16 protein-coding genes are annotated in these 17020 nt (G+C 59.9%); 14 read left to right on the top strand and 2 right to left on the bottom strand.

The window, feature by feature from the left end; genetic code table 11:
- The first annotated feature begins 19 nt into the window (after positions 1 to 19).
- Complete coding sequence (locus tag ACFOKF_RS24245) at positions 20 to 241, top strand: hypothetical protein (RefSeq protein WP_180275675.1); 222 nt, start codon at positions 20 to 22, stop codon at positions 239 to 241.
- 450 nt (positions 242 to 691) lie between these two features.
- Here ACFOKF_RS24245 and ACFOKF_RS24240 read toward each other — a convergent pair whose 3' ends face one another.
- Together ACFOKF_RS24240 and ACFOKF_RS24235 are read right to left on the bottom strand one after the other, a co-directional pair.
- Positions 692 to 1231 (bottom strand): phosphoribosyltransferase, encoded by a 540-nt coding sequence (locus ACFOKF_RS24240; RefSeq protein ID WP_099231943.1) that lies wholly within the window; start codon positions 1229 to 1231, stop codon positions 692 to 694.
- Positions 1232 to 1338: 107 nt separating this feature from the next.
- Positions 1339 to 2256 (bottom strand): LysR family transcriptional regulator, encoded by a 918-nt coding sequence (locus ACFOKF_RS24235; protein WP_223308132.1) that lies wholly within the window; start codon positions 2254 to 2256, stop codon positions 1339 to 1341.
- A gap of 262 nt (positions 2257 to 2518) precedes the next feature.
- Here ACFOKF_RS24235 and ACFOKF_RS24230 point away from each other — a divergent pair, with 262 nt between their 5' ends.
- From ACFOKF_RS24230 to uraH, 13 genes are all read left to right on the top strand, one after another.
- The gene (locus tag ACFOKF_RS24230) at positions 2519 to 4720 is read left to right on the top strand and encodes a TonB-dependent receptor (protein WP_051585542.1); all 2202 of its coding nucleotides are present in this window, start codon (positions 2519 to 2521) and stop codon (positions 4718 to 4720) included.
- Complete coding sequence (locus ACFOKF_RS24225) at positions 4710 to 6080, top strand: nucleobase:cation symporter-2 family protein (protein WP_380799144.1); 1371 nt, start codon at positions 4710 to 4712, stop codon at positions 6078 to 6080. Before ACFOKF_RS24230 ends, ACFOKF_RS24225 begins: the two co-directional genes overlap by 11 nt.
- Before the next feature lie 10 nt (positions 6081 to 6090).
- Positions 6091 to 7116, top strand: coding sequence for an isopenicillin N synthase family dioxygenase (locus tag ACFOKF_RS24220; protein WP_037484971.1), 1026 nt, complete (start codon positions 6091 to 6093; stop codon positions 7114 to 7116).
- A gap of 27 nt (positions 7117 to 7143) precedes the next feature.
- Positions 7144 to 8127 (top strand): isopenicillin N synthase family dioxygenase, encoded by a 984-nt coding sequence (locus ACFOKF_RS24215; RefSeq protein ID WP_037484970.1) that lies wholly within the window; start codon positions 7144 to 7146, stop codon positions 8125 to 8127.
- A gap of 14 nt (positions 8128 to 8141) precedes the next feature.
- Positions 8142 to 8534 (top strand): VOC family protein, encoded by a 393-nt coding sequence (locus tag ACFOKF_RS24210; RefSeq protein WP_037484967.1) that lies wholly within the window; start codon positions 8142 to 8144, stop codon positions 8532 to 8534.
- Positions 8531 to 9613: an aromatic ring-hydroxylating oxygenase subunit alpha gene (locus tag ACFOKF_RS24205; protein WP_257211507.1), complete on the top strand. Its 1083-nt coding sequence runs from the start codon at positions 8531 to 8533 to the stop codon at positions 9611 to 9613. Before ACFOKF_RS24210 ends, ACFOKF_RS24205 begins: the two co-directional genes overlap by 4 nt.
- 201 nt (positions 9614 to 9814) lie before the next feature.
- Positions 9815 to 11395, top strand: a complete 1581-nt coding sequence (locus ACFOKF_RS24200; protein WP_099231945.1) for a gamma-glutamyltransferase family protein — start codon at positions 9815 to 9817, stop codon at positions 11393 to 11395.
- Complete coding sequence (locus ACFOKF_RS24195) at positions 11389 to 12642, top strand: allantoate amidohydrolase (RefSeq protein WP_037484963.1); 1254 nt, start codon at positions 11389 to 11391, stop codon at positions 12640 to 12642. The genes ACFOKF_RS24200 and ACFOKF_RS24195 overlap by 7 nt, the downstream gene beginning before the upstream one ends.
- A 37-nt stretch (positions 12643 to 12679) precedes the next feature.
- Positions 12680 to 13864, top strand: a complete 1185-nt coding sequence (locus ACFOKF_RS24190) for a pyridoxal-phosphate-dependent aminotransferase family protein (RefSeq protein WP_099231950.1) — start codon at positions 12680 to 12682, stop codon at positions 13862 to 13864.
- Positions 13861 to 14751 (top strand): allantoinase PuuE, encoded by an 891-nt coding sequence (puuE, locus tag ACFOKF_RS24185; protein WP_037484959.1) that lies wholly within the window; start codon positions 13861 to 13863, stop codon positions 14749 to 14751. Before ACFOKF_RS24190 ends, puuE begins: the two co-directional genes overlap by 4 nt.
- Positions 14744 to 15214, top strand: coding sequence for a 2-oxo-4-hydroxy-4-carboxy-5-ureidoimidazoline decarboxylase (gene uraD, locus ACFOKF_RS24180; RefSeq protein ID WP_037484957.1), 471 nt, complete (start codon positions 14744 to 14746; stop codon positions 15212 to 15214). The genes puuE and uraD overlap by 8 nt, the downstream gene beginning before the upstream one ends.
- The gene (locus ACFOKF_RS24175) at positions 15211 to 16623 is read left to right on the top strand and encodes an NAD(P)-binding domain-containing protein (protein ID WP_037484955.1); all 1413 of its coding nucleotides are present in this window, start codon (positions 15211 to 15213) and stop codon (positions 16621 to 16623) included. Before uraD ends, ACFOKF_RS24175 begins: the two co-directional genes overlap by 4 nt.
- A complete protein-coding gene (uraH, locus tag ACFOKF_RS24170; RefSeq protein WP_037484953.1) occupies positions 16620 to 16949 on the top strand; it encodes a hydroxyisourate hydrolase in 330 nt (109 codons plus the stop codon). Before ACFOKF_RS24175 ends, uraH begins: the two co-directional genes overlap by 4 nt.
- The last annotated feature ends 71 nt before the right edge of the window (positions 16950 to 17020 follow it).

Raw genomic sequence — 17020 nt, 5'->3', positions numbered from 1 at the left:
CGTAATCAAGCATCATCTTGTGGTCGTGCCTTGGCTGGAAGATATGATGAGAGCGGGCGTTATTCACCAGATGCCGGTTCACTCCATGCTCTATTCGCTGGTCGGCATGGTGCAGGTTCCCCCGATGCTGACGAAAGAGGCCGACTTAGCAGGCCAAAAGGCGATGATGACTGAGGATTCCGTTGCGCGCCATGCGGAAAGCGTCCTTCAGTTTCTTCAACCTGGAACTCTGTCTGCTTGATCTCGCGTAGCAGCAATCAATTCCTTGGGGCATCTGCTGAAGGGGTTAGCGGCTCGCCGCGATTGGGGCAGGCTCACTCTGGTCCAGACTTTCATAGTCTCTGGGCCAGTCAGTGGGGGGTGCAGATCACGCTGCTCGACTTCTGCGGCGCCGAACCGGTCGCTCTGAGCGACCCACGCCGTTCTAGCTGGCCTATGACTCCGACTGCGCCTCTCCGGGCTGGCCGTCGACACCGTCACCGACGTCAAGCAGTTGCCCGACGGCAGCGATAGCCTCACCGTCTCTTTTTCCAAGATCGCCCAAAGGACGGAAATGAGGCGCTGGCCTGAGTCTCGCCGACCAGTGGTACTCAATTATGGCACGATGTGTGTCGGCGTACAGCCGTCATGGTCGCCGACTTTGGCAGCTAACATTAGGTATGCGGAAGTATATCTGTCATCTGAGGAGACTTCACTTTGTTAAACCAAGTCGCTCAGGATCTTCCCGCGCATCCCATTCTTGAGCGGCTCGGGACGCGACGGAACCCCAAGGGAATATGAACCAGCTCTTGTCGCTCTGCCGGTCGATTGTTTCAGATGCGTAATGGACCGTGGCCCGCGAACTGACATTGTTGATAAGCACGGAGAAGCGAAAGTTGGAGAGCTCTCCGTCATGCTCCTCTATCAGCGATCGAAACCGAGCCAGAGTTTTTCCGCTGTCGTTGATGTCATCGATAAAAAGGAAGCGCTCGCCACGCTGGGTGCAGGAGGCCAGGTGAACCAGCAGCGCATCGGAAAATACATGAACCTTGGAACTGTGGTCGATCGACAGCAATGGGATTTCGAGCCGATGCGAAAGATATGTGCCAGGCACGAGACCTCCGCGCCCTATTCCGACGATGTAATCCGGTTTCCAGCTGTCCTCTTCGACCTGATGCGCAATTGTTTCGACATGAGCGAGAAACTGATCATACGACATCTCGCGAAACTGGATTTTCCGATCGTTCGACATAGCAGCCTTTGGCAAAAAGCGCGCGCTTACCGATCTTGAATCGACTCTGCAATGCAGCTCGACGCTGCGCGGTGATTATTGTCCTGGAGATGCTCGTCATCTCGAATTTAAACGACAGGGACTCCGTGATCTTCCATCATGTAGGCAAGATGCTGGATCATCAAGGATGCGGGGACCGAGAGAGTGCGGCCTGCTGCACTGACGATGGATAAAGTGGAAAGGTCAACGCGCTCGTCCGACACCGGAAGGAATATGAGGGTTCCAGCCTCAATTTCACTGATGGCGTCCAAGGCGGTGAGGCATCCGATCCCAACACCGCGCCGCGCCAACGCCTTGATCACACCAATGCTGTTAACTTCGGCAACCGCCCGGGGCACGCCGCCGACATGCTTCGCCCAGGCGGTATCCAGCACCCGGCGAAGCGAAAGATTCTCTCCGGGGATGACGAGTGGATAGGTCGCGCACTCGGCCAGCGAAACGTCTTTCCTCTGCGCGAGCGGATGGCCGGGCTGGACCAGAAACCCAAGGCGGTAGATCATAGTCCGATCGAGCCGGATTGAAGGGTTGTCCGGCGGGTTGAAGGTAACACCCACGTCGATATCGCCTCGCAACACCTGATCGATCACGCCTTGGGCGCCGAATACGTCCATGCGGAACCTTATGGCGGGATATCGTTCTTGAAAGTGGGCGACAGCTGAAGCCACGAACTCGCTTGCACCTTCTACCATGCCGATGGTGACATGACCGCGGCGCAGCCCGACCAGATTGTCGATCTCGGAACGAATCCGCACAAGATCTCGCCGCCACCTGCGCACACCATCGATCAGAAGCTCCCCTGCTGCGGTCATCCTCATGCCCGTGGCGGTTCGTTCGAACAATTTGGTTCCCAATTCCTCCTCCAGCAGGATGATTTGGCGATCGACGGCGGATGGTGCGATGTGCAGCACATCGGCAGCGCGACGAAGCGCTCCGCGCTTTGCAACTTCATCGAAATAAATGGCGGCACGGCCAAAAAGCATGGTCATTCCCCGGTGTCTACATTTTTAGAACAGTGCTTGCTGTATTCTGCGATGGATCAGATCGCAGTTCAATGACAGATGATGTGCAAGAGCGAAAAAAAGGGGAGGGCGGGAAAACTGAGCGATTCAGGTCGCCCTCCAAAAAAGGGGTATAGAAGTGAATAAACTAAGGGGAAAATCTGCATTTCTTGCCAGTGCCATGCTTCCGTTCGCCTTTTGTGCGAGTGTCTCGGCTCATGCTGCAGGTGCAACAGAGGCCGTCGACGCCGTGCCGGCCTCGGCGGATAGCAATTTTGCCGAGAGCGACATTGTCGTCACGGGCGAAAAGCAGGAAACGACTGTGCAGCGGGCGCCCATCGCCATCACCGCGATCACCGCAGATGCGCTGGCCCAGTCCAACATCACGCAGTTGATCGACATGAACGGGTTCGTTCCGGGGCTGACCATTGCGAACAGCGGCGGCTTTGTCCGCGTCGTATCAATTCGGGGGGTCGGCTATGAAGCATCCGACAATCTGAGCGCGCAACCGGGCACTTCTTTCCACATTGACGGCGTCTATATCGTCAGCCCTTATGCCTTGCAGCAGGACTTTCTTGATTTGCAGCGGGTGGAAGTGCTCCGCGGACCGCAGGGGACGGTGTTCGGTCAGAGCGCGACGGGCGGGATCATCAATGCGATCGCCGCGAAGCCAAGTCTGGACGCGTTGAGTGGATCGACTCAGTTGGAACTGGGCAATTATGATTTGGTGCGTGGGACTGCCACGCTCAATGTGCCGCTGACTGACACGCTGGCGGTTCGCGGCACTGTTCAGCGCTATTATCATGAGGGTTTTGCGCGTCAGACCGGTCTGGGACCGAGCTATGGACGCTATGGCCTGGACGATGCCGACCGGATTTCAACCAAGCTTTCGCTTCTGTGGACGCCGACGGAGCGCTTCTCCGCTCAACTGACGGCGCAATATTTCAACGCGGATGAACATGGCGCAGCCCAGAAAAATGTCGACGATCCCGATCTCGATCCGCGCCGGATCTCGCAGGATTATCCTAACGAATATAAGCTCGACTTCTTCCTCACCTATGCCGACCTGCGCTATGATATGGGGTTCGCGACACTCAAATCGCTCACGTCCTATCAGACGACGCGCAACCATAATCAGATCGACGTCGATCGGCTGCATCATGCAAATACGGGTGCCTATGATGCGCAGCCCTATTGGAACAACAGTGTCGACGCGATCAGTCAGGAATTCAACCTGACGTCGAACGGGAATGGGCCGCTCAACTACATCCTCGGCACTTATTTCCTTTATCAGAAGCTTGGTCAGGATATTCTGGAATATCGGGGGACTGACGCAAACCCGACCTATAATCTCACATTGCCGCTCACTTTCGCGAACTATCCCTATAATCTGGACTATGCGCTCAACTCGCGTCAGAAGCGCTACAGCTATGCGGCGTTCGCCCAGGCCAAGTACAAGCTGGCAGACCGCATCAGTGCGACCTTGGGCCTGCGCTTCAGCCATGACGATTTCAAGAGCAGCAACAGCACGCTTTTCGACATTTTTGGGCCGACCGTCTACGCCAAGACCAAGGAAGATGCTCTGACCGGCAAAGCGGAGGTCGATTTCGAATTGACCTCGCGCAACATGGTCTATGCCAGCGTGTCCCGCGGGTATAAGCCCGGAGGCGTCAGCAATAACAGCACGCCGCTGCTCGTCCCGCTGACCTATCAGCCGGAATATGTCTGGTCCTATGAATTTGGAACCAAGAACCGCTTTGCCGGCGACCGGATCACCCTCAATGGCGCTGCCTTCTTCTACGACTATAAGGATCTCCAATATCAGATGGAGGATCCGATCGCCTATCAGGGCGGGGTTTCCAACGTTCCCAAAACCCGGATATGGGGTGCCGAGGCTGAAGCTACGGTGGAGGCAACCGACAACCTCAAATTCGATGGCAACGTCACTTATCTGAATGGCGAACTGGTCGGGGATTACATCACGCTGGATCCCTCGCGGGCACATGCCGCGACGCTGGCTGCCGCTGCGCTAGGCTATGGCCCCTTCGATGCCTACACCATTGCCCTGCGCGCGACCCAGACGCGCAACACGAATGGGAACAAACCGCCGAAATTGCCCAAGTGGCAAGGGGCGGTGGGCGTCACCCATAGGCTGGAGCTTGGGTCGCTCGGAACGCTCAAATCCCATGGGGAACTGATCTATCGCGGGAAATTCCAGTATCGCATCTTCAATGACGGCGCTCGCGACGTGGTGCCGAGTTACACCCAGGTGAATGCGAATTTCGCGTTCACGCCGCGGGATACGAACTGGACGATCGGCCTCACCGTCTCGAACATCTTTGACAAGGCGGGCGTCGCCTCGCGCTACTCGAATCCCTTCGGTAGCTTCACGACCAGCGATATGTACATTCCGCCGCGTCAGATCATCGGTTCTATGAAATATGAATTCTAAACCCTCCGATATGCACCCGGTAGACAGCGTCCCGCCAATCGGGGCGCTGGGAGCCTTGGCCCTGCAACATGTGCTCACCATGTATGCCGGCGCGATCACGGTCCCCTTGCTGGTTGCTTCTGCATTGAAGCTTTCTCCCGAACATGCGGCTTATCTGGTCAGCGCGGACCTGTTCGCATGTGGACTGGTTACCTTGCTCCAGTGTCTTGGGGTCGGCCCCATCGGTATCCGCCTGCCCGTCATCATGGGTGTTACCTTTGTCGGCGTTATGCCCGCCATCGCCATCGCCAGCCAACCGGGGCTCGGACTTACCGCAGTCTATGGCGCGGCGATCGCCGCCGGCCTCATTGTCTTGCCACTTGTGCCGATGGTCGGGCGGATGCGCTCCATCCTGACGCCGACGGTCACAGGCACGGCGATGCTGCTGATCGGCCTGTCGCTTGTCGGCGTGGCGCTGGATTGGGCGGCCGGCGGTCGAGGCGCGCCGGATTACGGTTCGCCCACCAACCTGATGCTCGCAGCGGCGACGATCGCGACCATTTTGCTGGTGACCCGCTTTGGGGTTGGCTTTTTCGCCAACTGTGCGATCCTGATCGGCATGTCGTCCGGCTATGTCCTTGCGGCCCTTCTCGGCATGGTTGATGTCGCCGACGTGAAGGCGGCGCCGGCCTTGCAGCTCGTCACCCCATTTCATTTCGGCCTGCCCGTGTTTGATCCGGCGGCAATCGCATCCATGGTGATCGTCATCCTGGTCACACTGGTGGAATCGAGTGGAATGCTCACCATGCTGGGCGATGTGGTGGAGCGTCCGACTACGCCTCGCGACCTGGCGCGGGGCCTTCGCGCCGACTGCGCGGGCGCGGTGATCGGCGGGCTGTTCAACAGCGTTCCTTACACATCTTATGCGCAGAATATCGCGCTGGTGAGCATGACGGGCGTTCGCAGCCGGTTCGTCTGTGCAGGTGCGGCGGCCATCATGCTCTTGCTCGCGCTGTTCCCCAAGCTTTCCGCGCTGGTGGCGGCAATCCCGCCCAGCGTGCTTGGCGGCGCTGCCCTGGTGCTGTTCGGCATGGTTGCGGCATCCGGCATCCGCTCGCTGTCGGCGGCGCGGCTGGACCGATCGCGCGAAGACCTGCTGGTGGTGGGCATCAGCCTTGGTGTCGGCTTGATCCCCACATTCAATCCCCGCTTCTTTGCGGCGGCGCCCGAAATTTTGGCCCCCTTCACCCATAGCGGCGTGCTTCTGGGGATCATCACTGCGATCGCACTCAATGCTTTTCTCCGCGCCGGTGGCGCCAGCGCGGACGCAGAAGACTCAGTTCCAAACGATTCCGTGCCGGCCGTGGCAGCCGGTGCCTGAGGAGGATAAAATGAAGTTCGACGGTAGCATAGTTCCGATCATCGACCTGACCAAAGCGCGGACGGGCACGGAAGAGGAAAAGCAGGCGGTAGCCCGGGAAGTTGGCGCCGCAGCGCGGAGCATCGGGTTTCTGGTTGTGTCCGGCCATGGCGTGTCTGCCGAGATCATCGAGCGTGCCTCGGACACGACGCGCCGTTTCTTCGACCTGTCTCTGGCTGCAAAAACGAAATATCGTTCGCCCGATCCTGAAATCTATCGCGGCTATTTCGGTATGGAGACGGGGAATCTGGCAAGCACGATCGGGCAGGAAGCGAAGCCTGATCATCGGGAATATTATAATATCGGGCGCTTCGACCTCGACGCGGAGGATCCATATTTCACGTCTCCGACGGCGCAGCGCATCTTCCACGACAATATCTGGCCGGACGCCGACGTGCCCGAATTCAGGCACGGCATCGTCGATTATTACCACGAGATGGAAAAGCTGGCCGAGTTGCTGATGGAATTGTGCGCAAGGGCGTTGGACTTGCCGGCCGATTGGTTTGCCGACAAGATCGACAAGCACATCACCAACATGGTCGTCACCAACTATCCTGACCAGCCCGAGGCACCCGAAGAGGGACAACTCCGTGCCGGTGCGCATACGGACTATGGCGGTCTCACCATTCTCAAGGCGGAAGACAAGCCCGGCGGTCTTGAGGTGCAGACTCCGGATGGCCGGTGGGAGGCGGTGCCGATAGTACCGGGCGCGTTCATCATCAATCTGGGCGACCTGATGGCGCAGTGGACGAACGACGAATGGGTGTCGACCATGCATCGTGTGATCAATCCACCGCGCGACAAGGCTGTCGGCAGCCGGCGTCAGTCCCTGGTGTTCTTCCACCAGCCCAATTACGACGCGATTATCGAGTGCATCCCAAGCTGCGCCGTGAAAAGCGCGCCCAAATATGGGAAAACGACTTCGCTCGAACATCTGGAGATGAAGATGAACCAGATGAACGATACGCCCAAGTTCAAGGACATGGAAACCGTCTGAATTTGGTTCTCTTCAGGATAAGCGATCATGATTGTCTATACCCCGCCAAAACCAGCCGAAACCATTCCGGTGATCGATCTGGGTCCGAGTTTTTCCGACGATATGGAAGCCAGGAAGGCTGTTGCCTGGGAAATTCACAAAACGGCACGCGACACCGGCTTCTTCTACATCAGCAACCATGGCGTGCCGCAGGCGATGATGGACGGTCAGCTGGAGCTTGCCAGGGAGTTCTTCGCGCTTCCGCTCGTGGAAAAGCAGAAGGTTGATGCCAAAAATTCGACCTGCACGCGCGGTTATGAGGTTCCCGGTCTCCAGACGCTGGATGACGGATCGCCTCCCGATCTCAAGGAAGGTTTCCTGATCGGCTGCGACCTGGACGACGATCATCCTTACGTGCGTGACGGGGTTCCCAACTGTGGTGCCAACCAGTGGCCGGACCAGCCGGAAGGCTTCCGCAGCCGGTACGAGACCTATGTTGGCGAGATGTTCCGGGTCGGCCGCCATTTAATGGGCCTTATCGCCCTGTCTCTCGATCTGCCGGACGATTATTTCGTCGAGGCTTTGAAAGAGCCGCTCTTCAACAGCCGGCTGCTGCGGTATGGCCCGCAGCCTGCAGACGCTGCCTTCAATCAGATCGGTGCCGGCGCCCATACCGATTGGGGCATGATCACGATTCTGTTGCAGGACAGTGTCGGCGGCCTCGAGGTCGAGAATGCGGCGGGTGAGTGGATCGCCGCGCCGCCGATACCGGGAACTTTCGTCATAAATCTGGGCGAGATGGTGCGTGTTCTGACTAACGGACTTTATCACGCCAACATGCACCGCGTCCTGAACAATCATTCCGGCCGCGACAGGTTTTCGGTGCCGACCTTTTTCGATCCGAACTATTTCTACAAGGTCGGCTGCGCCCCAACTTGCCTGCCCAAGAGCGGGAAGCCGGACTTTGAAGAAACGACGGTCGGCGGGCACATCGCCGAAATGTATCGCAAGACCTACGGTCTGGCAGCGTAAAGAGGGATTTTAACATGGCTGCTTTGGCCTATACCAACATCTTCACCAACGACATCGATCGCTTGGCGGACTTCTACGGCACGCTTTTCGGGCTGGAGGAGATCGTGGCAAGTCGCTCTCCCATTTTTCGCGGTTTCGTGGCGGGCGGCACATCGCTGGGCTTCAGCGGTCCGGGCGCCTATGAACTGCTTGGCCTCATTCCGCTGGAAGGGCAGGGCGACCGGGCTTTCCAGACATTCGACGTCGATAATGAACAGGAAGTGCGCGATCTGACCGGCAAGGCTCGGGAACTGGGCGGCACAATCGTCAAAGAGCCGTTCGCCACCTATTATGGCTGGTTTCAGTCGGTGTTGCGGGATCCCGATGGCAACGCCTTCCGGATCAATTTCCGTGGAGCGGCGGCGTGAACTCGGCCGCGTCCTTGCTGGACCCGCCGGACGATGCGCCCGCAAAGGCATCTCCGGCATGTCACAACCGCCTGAGCCGCCCGCGAAATTGTTCCTACGCGGATGGCGACTGGGAAATTCTCGCCAAATTCTGGTTCCCGGTCGCCCGCGCGGAGGATATTGGCGACAAGCCGTTGGCCGCCAGGCTGCTTGACGTCAAACTCGTGATCTACCGGACCACGGACGGGATCAACGTCGCGCGTGACCTGTGCCCGCACCGGGGGGCGCCGCTCAGCATGGGCTGGGTCGAAGAAGATGAAATCGTCTGTCCCTACCATGGTTTGCGCTTCGCCAGCGACGGGCGCTGCGTTCGTATTCCCGCGCAGCCCAACGTCGTTCCGTCCGATCGTTTTCGGGCGACCATCTTGCCCTCTGTCGAACGTTATGGGCTGGTGTGGACGTGCCTTGACGCTCAGTCGCCCGAACCGGTGATCCCTGAATTCCCGGAGTGGAGCGATCCGGCCTTCCAGACGATACTATGCCCGCCAGTGGGAATGAACGCTGCCCCCGGAAGACAGGTGGAGGGCTTCATCGACGTTGCCCATTTTGCATGGATTCACCATGAAGCCTTCGCCGACCGCGAAAACAGTGTCGTTCCGCTATATCAAACAAAGTCGACCGATTTCGGTTTCCGTAGCATCTATGTGTCGGACGTCAGCAATTTCCCAAAGGCGCTGCACCATCTCGAACCCGAAGGTTTTATCTGGCACCGGACCTTCGACGTGCACCCCCCCTTCATTGCTTTTTTGAAAGTTGATTTCCCGGATGACGGCGTTCTGCGGATTATGAACATCGCGACACCTGTCTCAGCCAGGGAAACGATCCTGTACGTGCCGCTCGTAAGGAATTTCGACAAGACGGGTTCCCTGGATGATGTTTATGCCTTCAACGCGCAAATCTTTGCCGAGGATCAGGCAATAGTGGAAGCGCAGTGCCCCGAAGATCTGCCCCTCGACATGGAGGATGAGGCGCATTTCGCGGCAGATCGTTCGTCGGTCGCCTACAGAAAGGCGCTGAGGGAAATGGGACTGACCGGATAGCAATAATCATAGCTAGCGAAAACATGGTGGCCAGGCGTCAGCTTTGGCCACTTTTTTTCGTTGCGCCACGGGAAGCGCTCTACCCGCTCTTTGCGCTCTAATTTCGGCATCGCATTGGCCGAAAAGTTGCACTTTATCGAACGCGGTTTTCGTCACAGACTTGCCTCAGCAAGCGCCCAAAAAGGCAGAATCGGAACCATCATGCAGCATTCGCTTCGCGGCTATCGCGGTGTCACCACCGCGCCGCACCATCTGGCTTCGCAAGCCGGACTCGACATCCTCAAGGATGGGGGCACCGCCGTTGAAGCCTGTGTAGCGATGGCTGCGGCGCTCGCGGTGGTCTATCCGCATATGACCGGGATTGGAGGGGATGGCTTCTGGTTGATTCACGATCCAGACGGGCATGTCCACGCGGTCGATGCCTGCGGCGCGGCAGCGGGGAAGGCTAACCTCTCTTTCTACGGCAATTTGACCGAAATTCCGTGGCGCGGACCGCTGGCCGCCAACACGGTGGCGGGCACAATTTCGGGTTGGCAACAGGCTTTGGCCGGGGATGCCGGAACGCTCACCCTTACCCGGCTGCTCCGTGACGCCATCGAACTGGCCGAAGAGGGCGTGGCCGTCACGCGCGGGGGGGCGGAAGTGGGCCAGTCCAAGCACGCGGAACTCGTTGCCCAGCGCGGCGCCTATCGGGACGTCTTCACCGTTTCGGGCCGTCCGTTGCAGGAAAATGACCGTTTGAAGCAGCCCGCGCTCGCGCAAACGCTCAAGACGCTGGCTGAAAATGGCTTTCAGGATTTCTATTCCGGGCGTCTTGCCCGCGCCATCGTGGGTGATCTGGCCGACTTGGGCAGCCCCTTGACGGCAGAAGATCTGGCGCGGCATCGGGCGTCGGAACCCGCGCCCCTGTCCGTTCGCGTGAACGGCGCCACCCTCTTCAACACGGCGCCACCGACGCAGGGCCTGGCCTCCCTTTTGATCCTGGCCCTGTTCGACAGGCTGGACGTGGGAGCAGCGGAGACCTTTGGCCATCTTCATGGGCTGGTCGAGGCGACGAAGCAGGCGTTCCTGATCCGGGATGCGCATGTGGGCGATCCCGCCTATATGGAGATGTCGCCGCAGGATCTGCTTGACGATCCGGACAGGCTGGATGCCCTCGCTGCCGCTATCGACCCCGCCAGAGCCATGCCTTGGCCCTGGCCGTCGGCGCTTGGCGACACGACCTGGTTCGGTGCTGCCGATATGCGCGGTCAGGTCGTGAGCTGCATCCAGTCGACCTATTTCGAGTTCGGATCGGGCCTCGTCCTGCCGGAAACCGGCATCACATGGCAGAATCGCGGCTCCAGCTTCCGGCTAACGGCGGACGGGTGGAACGCCCTGAAGCCGGGCAGAAAACCCTTCCACACGCTAAACCCGGCGCTGGCGCGCTTCGAGGATGGCCGTGTCATGGGCTATGGCACCATGGGCGGCGAAGGACAGCCGCAGACTCAGGCAGCGATTTTCAGTCGATATGCCCGGTTCGGCGTACCTTTGCAGGAGGCTGTCAGTCGGCCGCGCTGGCTTTTGGGCCGCACCTGGGGCGAGACGAGCATGACATTGAAGCTGGAGAGCCGTTTCTCGCCGGAACTGGTCGATAAGCTGCGCGCCGCTGGCCATGACGTCGAGCTGCTTTCCGCCCTGACATCGACGATGGGACATGCCGGAGCGATCGTGCGTCATCCCGATGCGATGCTCGAAGGCGCCACCGATCCGCGCTCCGATGGAGCGGTAGCGGCATGGTGAGCAGCAGCCGCGCGGTTCATCGCTGCGACATATTGGGCGTGGGCGCGTTTAGCGACATGCCGGATGGCCTGTTCCGCAGCTACCTCTCTCCCGCCTATATCGCAGCCCAGGCGCAGGTCGCCACCTGGATGACAGAGGCCGGCTTGCAGACCCATGTCGATGCGGTCGGGAACCTCATCGGGCGTTACGCAGGCGCGGCGGATGGTCCGCCGCTCATCATCGGCAGCCATCTTGACAGCGTGCGGGACGCCGGGCGCTATGACGGCCCCCTGGGGATTGTGCTGGGCATAGAATGCGTGGCCGAACTCCATCGGCAGGGCAGGCTTATGCCCTTTCCCATCGAAATATATGCTTTCGGCGATGAGGAGGGATCGCGCTTTCCCGTGGCGATGGTGACAAGCCGTGCCGTTGCGGGAACGCTGGGCGCGATTGATGCCGAAATGATGGACGCCGCAGGCGTCACTCTTGAAGAGGCGATGGCCGCATATCGGAAGGCGATCGGCGCCGAAAGCGGCGGGGGTCTGCATCTGGAGCAGGCGCGTCACGGCCCGGCGCTGGCCTACGTCGAAGCCCATATCGAGCAGGGGCCTGTGCTGGAATCGCACGGGCTGGCCGTGGGTACTGTCACGGGCATCGCTGCGCAAAAGCGCTTTTCGCTTACCGTGACGGGACAGGCGGGCCATGCCGGGACCAACAGCATGGCCTTGAGGCGCGACCCACTCGCCGCCGCGGCAACGATGATGGTCGCCGCGGAGGAACTTGCCTGCGCCGCCGGTGAAAATCATGTGGCGACCGTGGGCACCTTGTCCGTTTCGCCGGGCGCGCCCAATGTGGTTCCCGGATCTGTGACGTTCAGTCTGGACGTTCGTGCCGCCAGCGACGCGGCGTGCGCCATTCTTGCCGAGGCGATCATCGACCGCTTCCAAAGCGTCGCGGCGAGCCGACATGTGGAAATTGCCCACACGCTCCTTCACGATCTGCCCGCCAGCCCCTGCGCTGCGGAACTGATCGAACTGATGGATGGCGCCATCGCGGCGGAAGGGGGGAAGCCCATGCAGCTGATGTCGGGCGCGGGGCATGATGCCATGATCCTCTCGTCCCTCTGTCCGACTGCCATGCTGTTCATCCGATGCCGGGGCGGCGTCAGCCACAACCCGTCCGAGAGCGTGACATCGGCCGATACGGAAATCGCGCAGCGCGTCCTGCTTCGCTTCATCGAAAATCTTGGGGAATTGCACAGTGCCTGATCATTTCGGCGAGATCGATCCGCCTCAGCGTCTTTTGATGGGACCCGGCCCGATCAATGCCCATCCCCGCGTCTTGCGTGCGATGTCGGCCGATCTGCTGGGCCAGTTCGATCCGGAGATGACCCGCTATATGAACGAGGTGATGGCGCTGTATCGGCCCATCTTCGGGACGGACAACCGATGGACCTTGCTGGTCGACGGAACGGCGCGAGCGGGGATCGAAGCAGCCCTTGTCTCGATCGTCACCCCAGGTGACACCGTACTGGTCGTGAACTTCGGTCGCTTTGGCCTGCTGCTCAAGGAAATACTCGGCCGCATTGGCGCGAGGATCGAAACCGTCGACGCGCCATGGGGCGAAGTCGTCCCGCTCGACGCCATCAAACAGGCGATCGAACGGAGTCAACCAAAGGTCTTGGCGACGATCCATGGCGACACGTCCACGACGATGGCGCAGCCGATGGATGGCATCGGCGCGCTTTGCCGTGACGCCGATGCGCTGCTTTACGTCGACGCGACGGCGACTATCGGGGGCATGGAAATCGCCGCGGATGCATGGGGCGCGGACATCGTCACGGGCGGGTTGCAGAAGTGTCTGGGCGGCTCGTCCGGATCGGCGCCCATCACCATCTCCGACCGCGCAGCCGCACTCATCAACCGGCGCAAGCATATCGAACTCGGCCTGCGGACCGGCAGCCTCGACGACGTGGACGGGATGATCATCGGATCCAACTATTTCGATCTCGGCATGATCATGGATTATTGGTCGGAAAAGCGGCTGAACCACCATACCGAAGCCACCACCATGCTTTACGGCGCCCGCGAATGTGCGCGCATCATGCTGGAGGAAGGATTGGCGGCGCGGTTTAGCCGCCATCGGGCAGCGGGGAGGGCGATGTCTGCAGGCCTGCGCGCGCTCGGGCTTGCGCTGTTCGGCGACGACCGATTCCGAATGACCAATGTAACCGCAGCTTATATTCCTCAAGGGATTGAGGGCGAACGCGTCCGACAGCGGATGCGAGAGGATTTCGAGATCGAAATCGGCACCGCCTTTGGTCCCCTCGCGGGCAAAGTCTGGCGCTTTGGTGCGATGGGCTACAATGCCCGCAAGCATAAGATCCTCATCACCCTTGGCGCCTTGGAGGCGGTTTTGCGCGCCGAAGGCTATGGGTGTCAGCCCGGCCTCGCCGTTGAAGCCGCATTGTCGGCTTGGAACGAGGCATGAGCGCGGTGCGGGAATTGATCGGCTATGGTCCGACGCCGCCGGACCCCTGCTGGCCGCACGGAGCCCGAATCGCGGTCCAGTTCGTTGTCAATTATGAGGAAGGCGCGGAAAATAGCATCCTCCATGGTGACAAAGGTTCCGAAGCATTTCTGTCGGACATGGTGGGCGCTGCCAGTCACCCTGCCCGGTCAATGGCGATGGAAAGCCTCTATGAATATGGCAGCCGAGCCGGATTTTGGCGCCTGCACCGTCTGTTCCGCGAAAGGCAGGTGCCGGCCACGGTTTTTGGCGTGGCGGCCGCACTGGAGATGAACCCTGGGGCAGTCGATGCCATGCTTGAGACGGAGTGGGAGATAGCCAGTCACGGCTATCGCTGGATCGATTATCAATATGTCCCGGAAGATGTCGAGCGAGAGCATATCAGTCGCGCGATCGACATTCACCGGCGCTTGACGGGTGAACGTCCGCAGGGTTGGTATCAGGGACGCACATCACCCAATACTGCCCGGTTGGTGGTTGAAGAAGGGGGGTTCGTCTATGACGCTGACTCCTACGCGGACGATCTGCCTTATTGGGACAATAGGTTCGGAAGTCCCCAGCTGATCGTTCCATATTCGCTCGAAACCAACGACATGAAGATGGTCGCGCTCAACGGCTTTACGGAAGGCGAGCAATTCTACCGCTACCTGCGGGACAGTTTCGACTATCTGCGAGCCGAAGGAGGACGGATGATGTCGATTGGGCTGCACGGCCGGATCGCCGGCAGGCCGGGCCGTGCCGCCGCCGTCGCGCGCTTCCTGGATCATGTCCTTGCGCATCGCGATGTCTGGATCGCCCGCCGCATCGACATCGCGCGTCACTGGCTGGAGATGCACCCCCATGTCTGAAAAACAGGATTTCGTTGCCCGTTACGGCGGCTTGTTCGAGCACTCGCCCTGGGTGGTGGAGCGCGCGGCGGAGCGCTTGCCGTTGGCCGACCTGCACCAAGGTCTGATGCAGGTCGTTCGCGACGCAACGTCTGAAGAGCAGCTTGGACTGATCCGCGCGCACCCGGAACTGGCCGGCAAGGCAGCAATCGATGGAACGCTGACGGAGGCGTCCACTGCTGAACAGGCATCGGCGGGACTCGACCGGCTGACCTCTGACGAATTTGCGCGGTTCCATAGTTTGAACCGGGATTATTCGGCGAAGTTCGGCTTTCCCTTCATCATCTGTGTCCGCCTGACCAACAAGGCGGCCATTCTGGCGGCCATGGAGTCACGCCTTGCCAATGATCGGGAAATCGAGATGGGGACGGCGCTCGCACAGATCGGTGAGATCGTCCGGCTGCGTCTGGAGGATCTGAAGTGACATTGGCGCAGCATGAAGCGCGGATCGCGCATGACCTTGAATGCCTGGGCATCGGCGGCACGAGTTGTACCAGTCCGCAGGTCCGCGACAATCAGCATGTGTACGACGTGGTCATCGTCGGCGCAGGGCAAAGCGGCCTCGGCGCCGCTTTTGGCCTGATGAGGGAACGGCTGTCTAACATTCTGGTGCTGGACGAAAATCCCGCTGGCTACGAAGGGCCGTGGGAAACCTATGCCCGAATGATGACCCTGCGGACGCCCAAGCATCTCACCTCTATCGACTATGGTATCCCTTCGCTCACCTTCCGAGCGTATTGGGAAGCGATCCATGGCCCGGCAGGCTGGGAGGAAATCGACAAGATTCCGCGCCGAGAGTGGATGGCTTATCTCCGTTGGTATCGCCGCATCCTTGGCCTTCCCGTTCGCAACGACAGCAAGGTCGTGCTGGTGGACCCTGTGGAACCGGGCATTTTTCGGCTGAAACTCGCGGATGGCGGCGACGTGCTGACGCGCAAGGTCGTCCTGGCGACCGGCATCCAGGGGGGTGGTCAATGGCAGGTCCCGGCGATCGTCAGCGATGTGCCGCGCGACCGCTATGCGCATACGTCAGCGGCCATCGATTTCGCGGCGCTCCGGGGTAAGCGCATCGCCATTTTGGGCGGCGGCGCTTCCGCCTTCGACAATGCGCAGCACGCCTTAAGCGAGGGTGTGGCGGAAGTTCATGTGTTCGTGCGGCGGAAGGAACTGCCGAGTGTCAATCCGATCAGGTTCATGGAAGCGAAAGGGATCATCCCTCGTTTCCCCGCGCTGCCGGACGACGTCAAATATGTGATGATGAAAAGCTTCTTCGAGCGGAACCAGCCGCCGACGAACGACACATTTTCCCGCGCTGCGAGCCATCCCGGATTTCGGCTGCACCTTGGCTCGCCATGGCTTTCGGTGATGGAGCAGGACGATGGCATCGCTGTCACGACGCCTCAGGGCACGGAGGCATATGACTTCCTGATCCTTTCCACAGGGCTTGTCACCGATCCTTCGCTGCGTCCCGAATTGCGCCTTGTCGCCCACCGGATCGCGCGTTGGGAGGAACGCTTCGCTGGAACCCTGGAGAGGGATCCCCTTCTCGATGCGCATCCCTATCTGGGATCCGGGTTCGAACTGCTGCCGCGAACGGAGGAGGATGCAAGCGCGCTGCACGGCCTGTTCGCGTTCAACTATTCGGGTCTCATAAATTTCGGTCTTTCCGCTTCGGCCATTTCGGGGCTCAAGCACGCGCTGCCCCGGTTGGTGCAGGGCATCGCCGACCAGCTTTTCCTCGATGATCGGGCGAGCATCGTTTCGGACTATCTCGGTTATGCGGAGCCTGAATTCACATCGACATGGAATCTTGATCAGGGGCAGGCCGCATGACGCTTTCCACACATGTTCTGGACATGATGCATGGTCGTCCGGCTGCTGGCATGGCGCTGTCCTTGTGGCAGGATCAGGTGAAATTGTTTGATGGGGTGACGGACGCCGATGGACGCTGTCCTGGCCTGCGTGAACTCACGCTTGAAAAAGGCCGTTATCGCCTTGTATTCAAGGTCGCTGACTATTTCCGGATGCAGGGAGCGGCTCTTCCCGATCCCCCCTTTCTGGACGCCGTGCCCATCGACTTCGGCATCGCGGATGAAGGACATTATCATGTTCCTTTGCTGGCCTCGCCCTTCGCTTATTCGACCTATCGCGGCAGTTAAGCGGAACGCAGCCGATGATCTCGCGCCGCGATCTGGCGCAGGCATATCCCGTAATTGAGGCGGATGGCGCG

Origin of the sequence: Sphingobium rhizovicinum (assembly GCF_042647625.1) — a bacterium.
GTDB lineage: Bacteria > Pseudomonadota > Alphaproteobacteria > Sphingomonadales > Sphingomonadaceae > Sphingobium > Sphingobium rhizovicinum.
Note: the sequence above shows the minus strand (reverse complement) of the source record. Positions and strands in the feature narration are given on the sequence as shown.

Coding starts and splice junctions, on each gene's coding strand:
- ACFOKF_RS24220 (WP_037484971.1), top strand. CDS start 6,091: ATGAAGTTCGACGGTAGCATAGTTCCGATCATCGACCTGACCAAAGCG.
- ACFOKF_RS24235 (WP_223308132.1), bottom strand. CDS start 2,256: ATGACCATGCTTTTTGGCCGTGCCGCCATTTATTTCGATGAAGTTGCA.
- ACFOKF_RS24190 (WP_099231950.1), top strand. CDS start 12,680: ATGGGACCCGGCCCGATCAATGCCCATCCCCGCGTCTTGCGTGCGATG.
- ACFOKF_RS24195 (WP_037484963.1), top strand. CDS start 11,389: ATGGTGAGCAGCAGCCGCGCGGTTCATCGCTGCGACATATTGGGCGTG.
- uraH (WP_037484953.1), top strand. CDS start 16,620: ATGACGCTTTCCACACATGTTCTGGACATGATGCATGGTCGTCCGGCT.
- ACFOKF_RS24240 (WP_099231943.1), bottom strand. CDS start 1,231: ATGTCGAACGATCGGAAAATCCAGTTTCGCGAGATGTCGTATGATCAG.
- ACFOKF_RS24200 (WP_099231945.1), top strand. CDS start 9,815: ATGCAGCATTCGCTTCGCGGCTATCGCGGTGTCACCACCGCGCCGCAC.
- ACFOKF_RS24210 (WP_037484967.1), top strand. CDS start 8,142: ATGGCTGCTTTGGCCTATACCAACATCTTCACCAACGACATCGATCGC.
- ACFOKF_RS24215 (WP_037484970.1), top strand. CDS start 7,144: ATGATTGTCTATACCCCGCCAAAACCAGCCGAAACCATTCCGGTGATC.
- ACFOKF_RS24225 (WP_380799144.1), top strand. CDS start 4,710: ATGAATTCTAAACCCTCCGATATGCACCCGGTAGACAGCGTCCCGCCA.
- puuE (WP_037484959.1), top strand. CDS start 13,861: ATGAGCGCGGTGCGGGAATTGATCGGCTATGGTCCGACGCCGCCGGAC.
- uraD (WP_037484957.1), top strand. CDS start 14,744: ATGTCTGAAAAACAGGATTTCGTTGCCCGTTACGGCGGCTTGTTCGAG.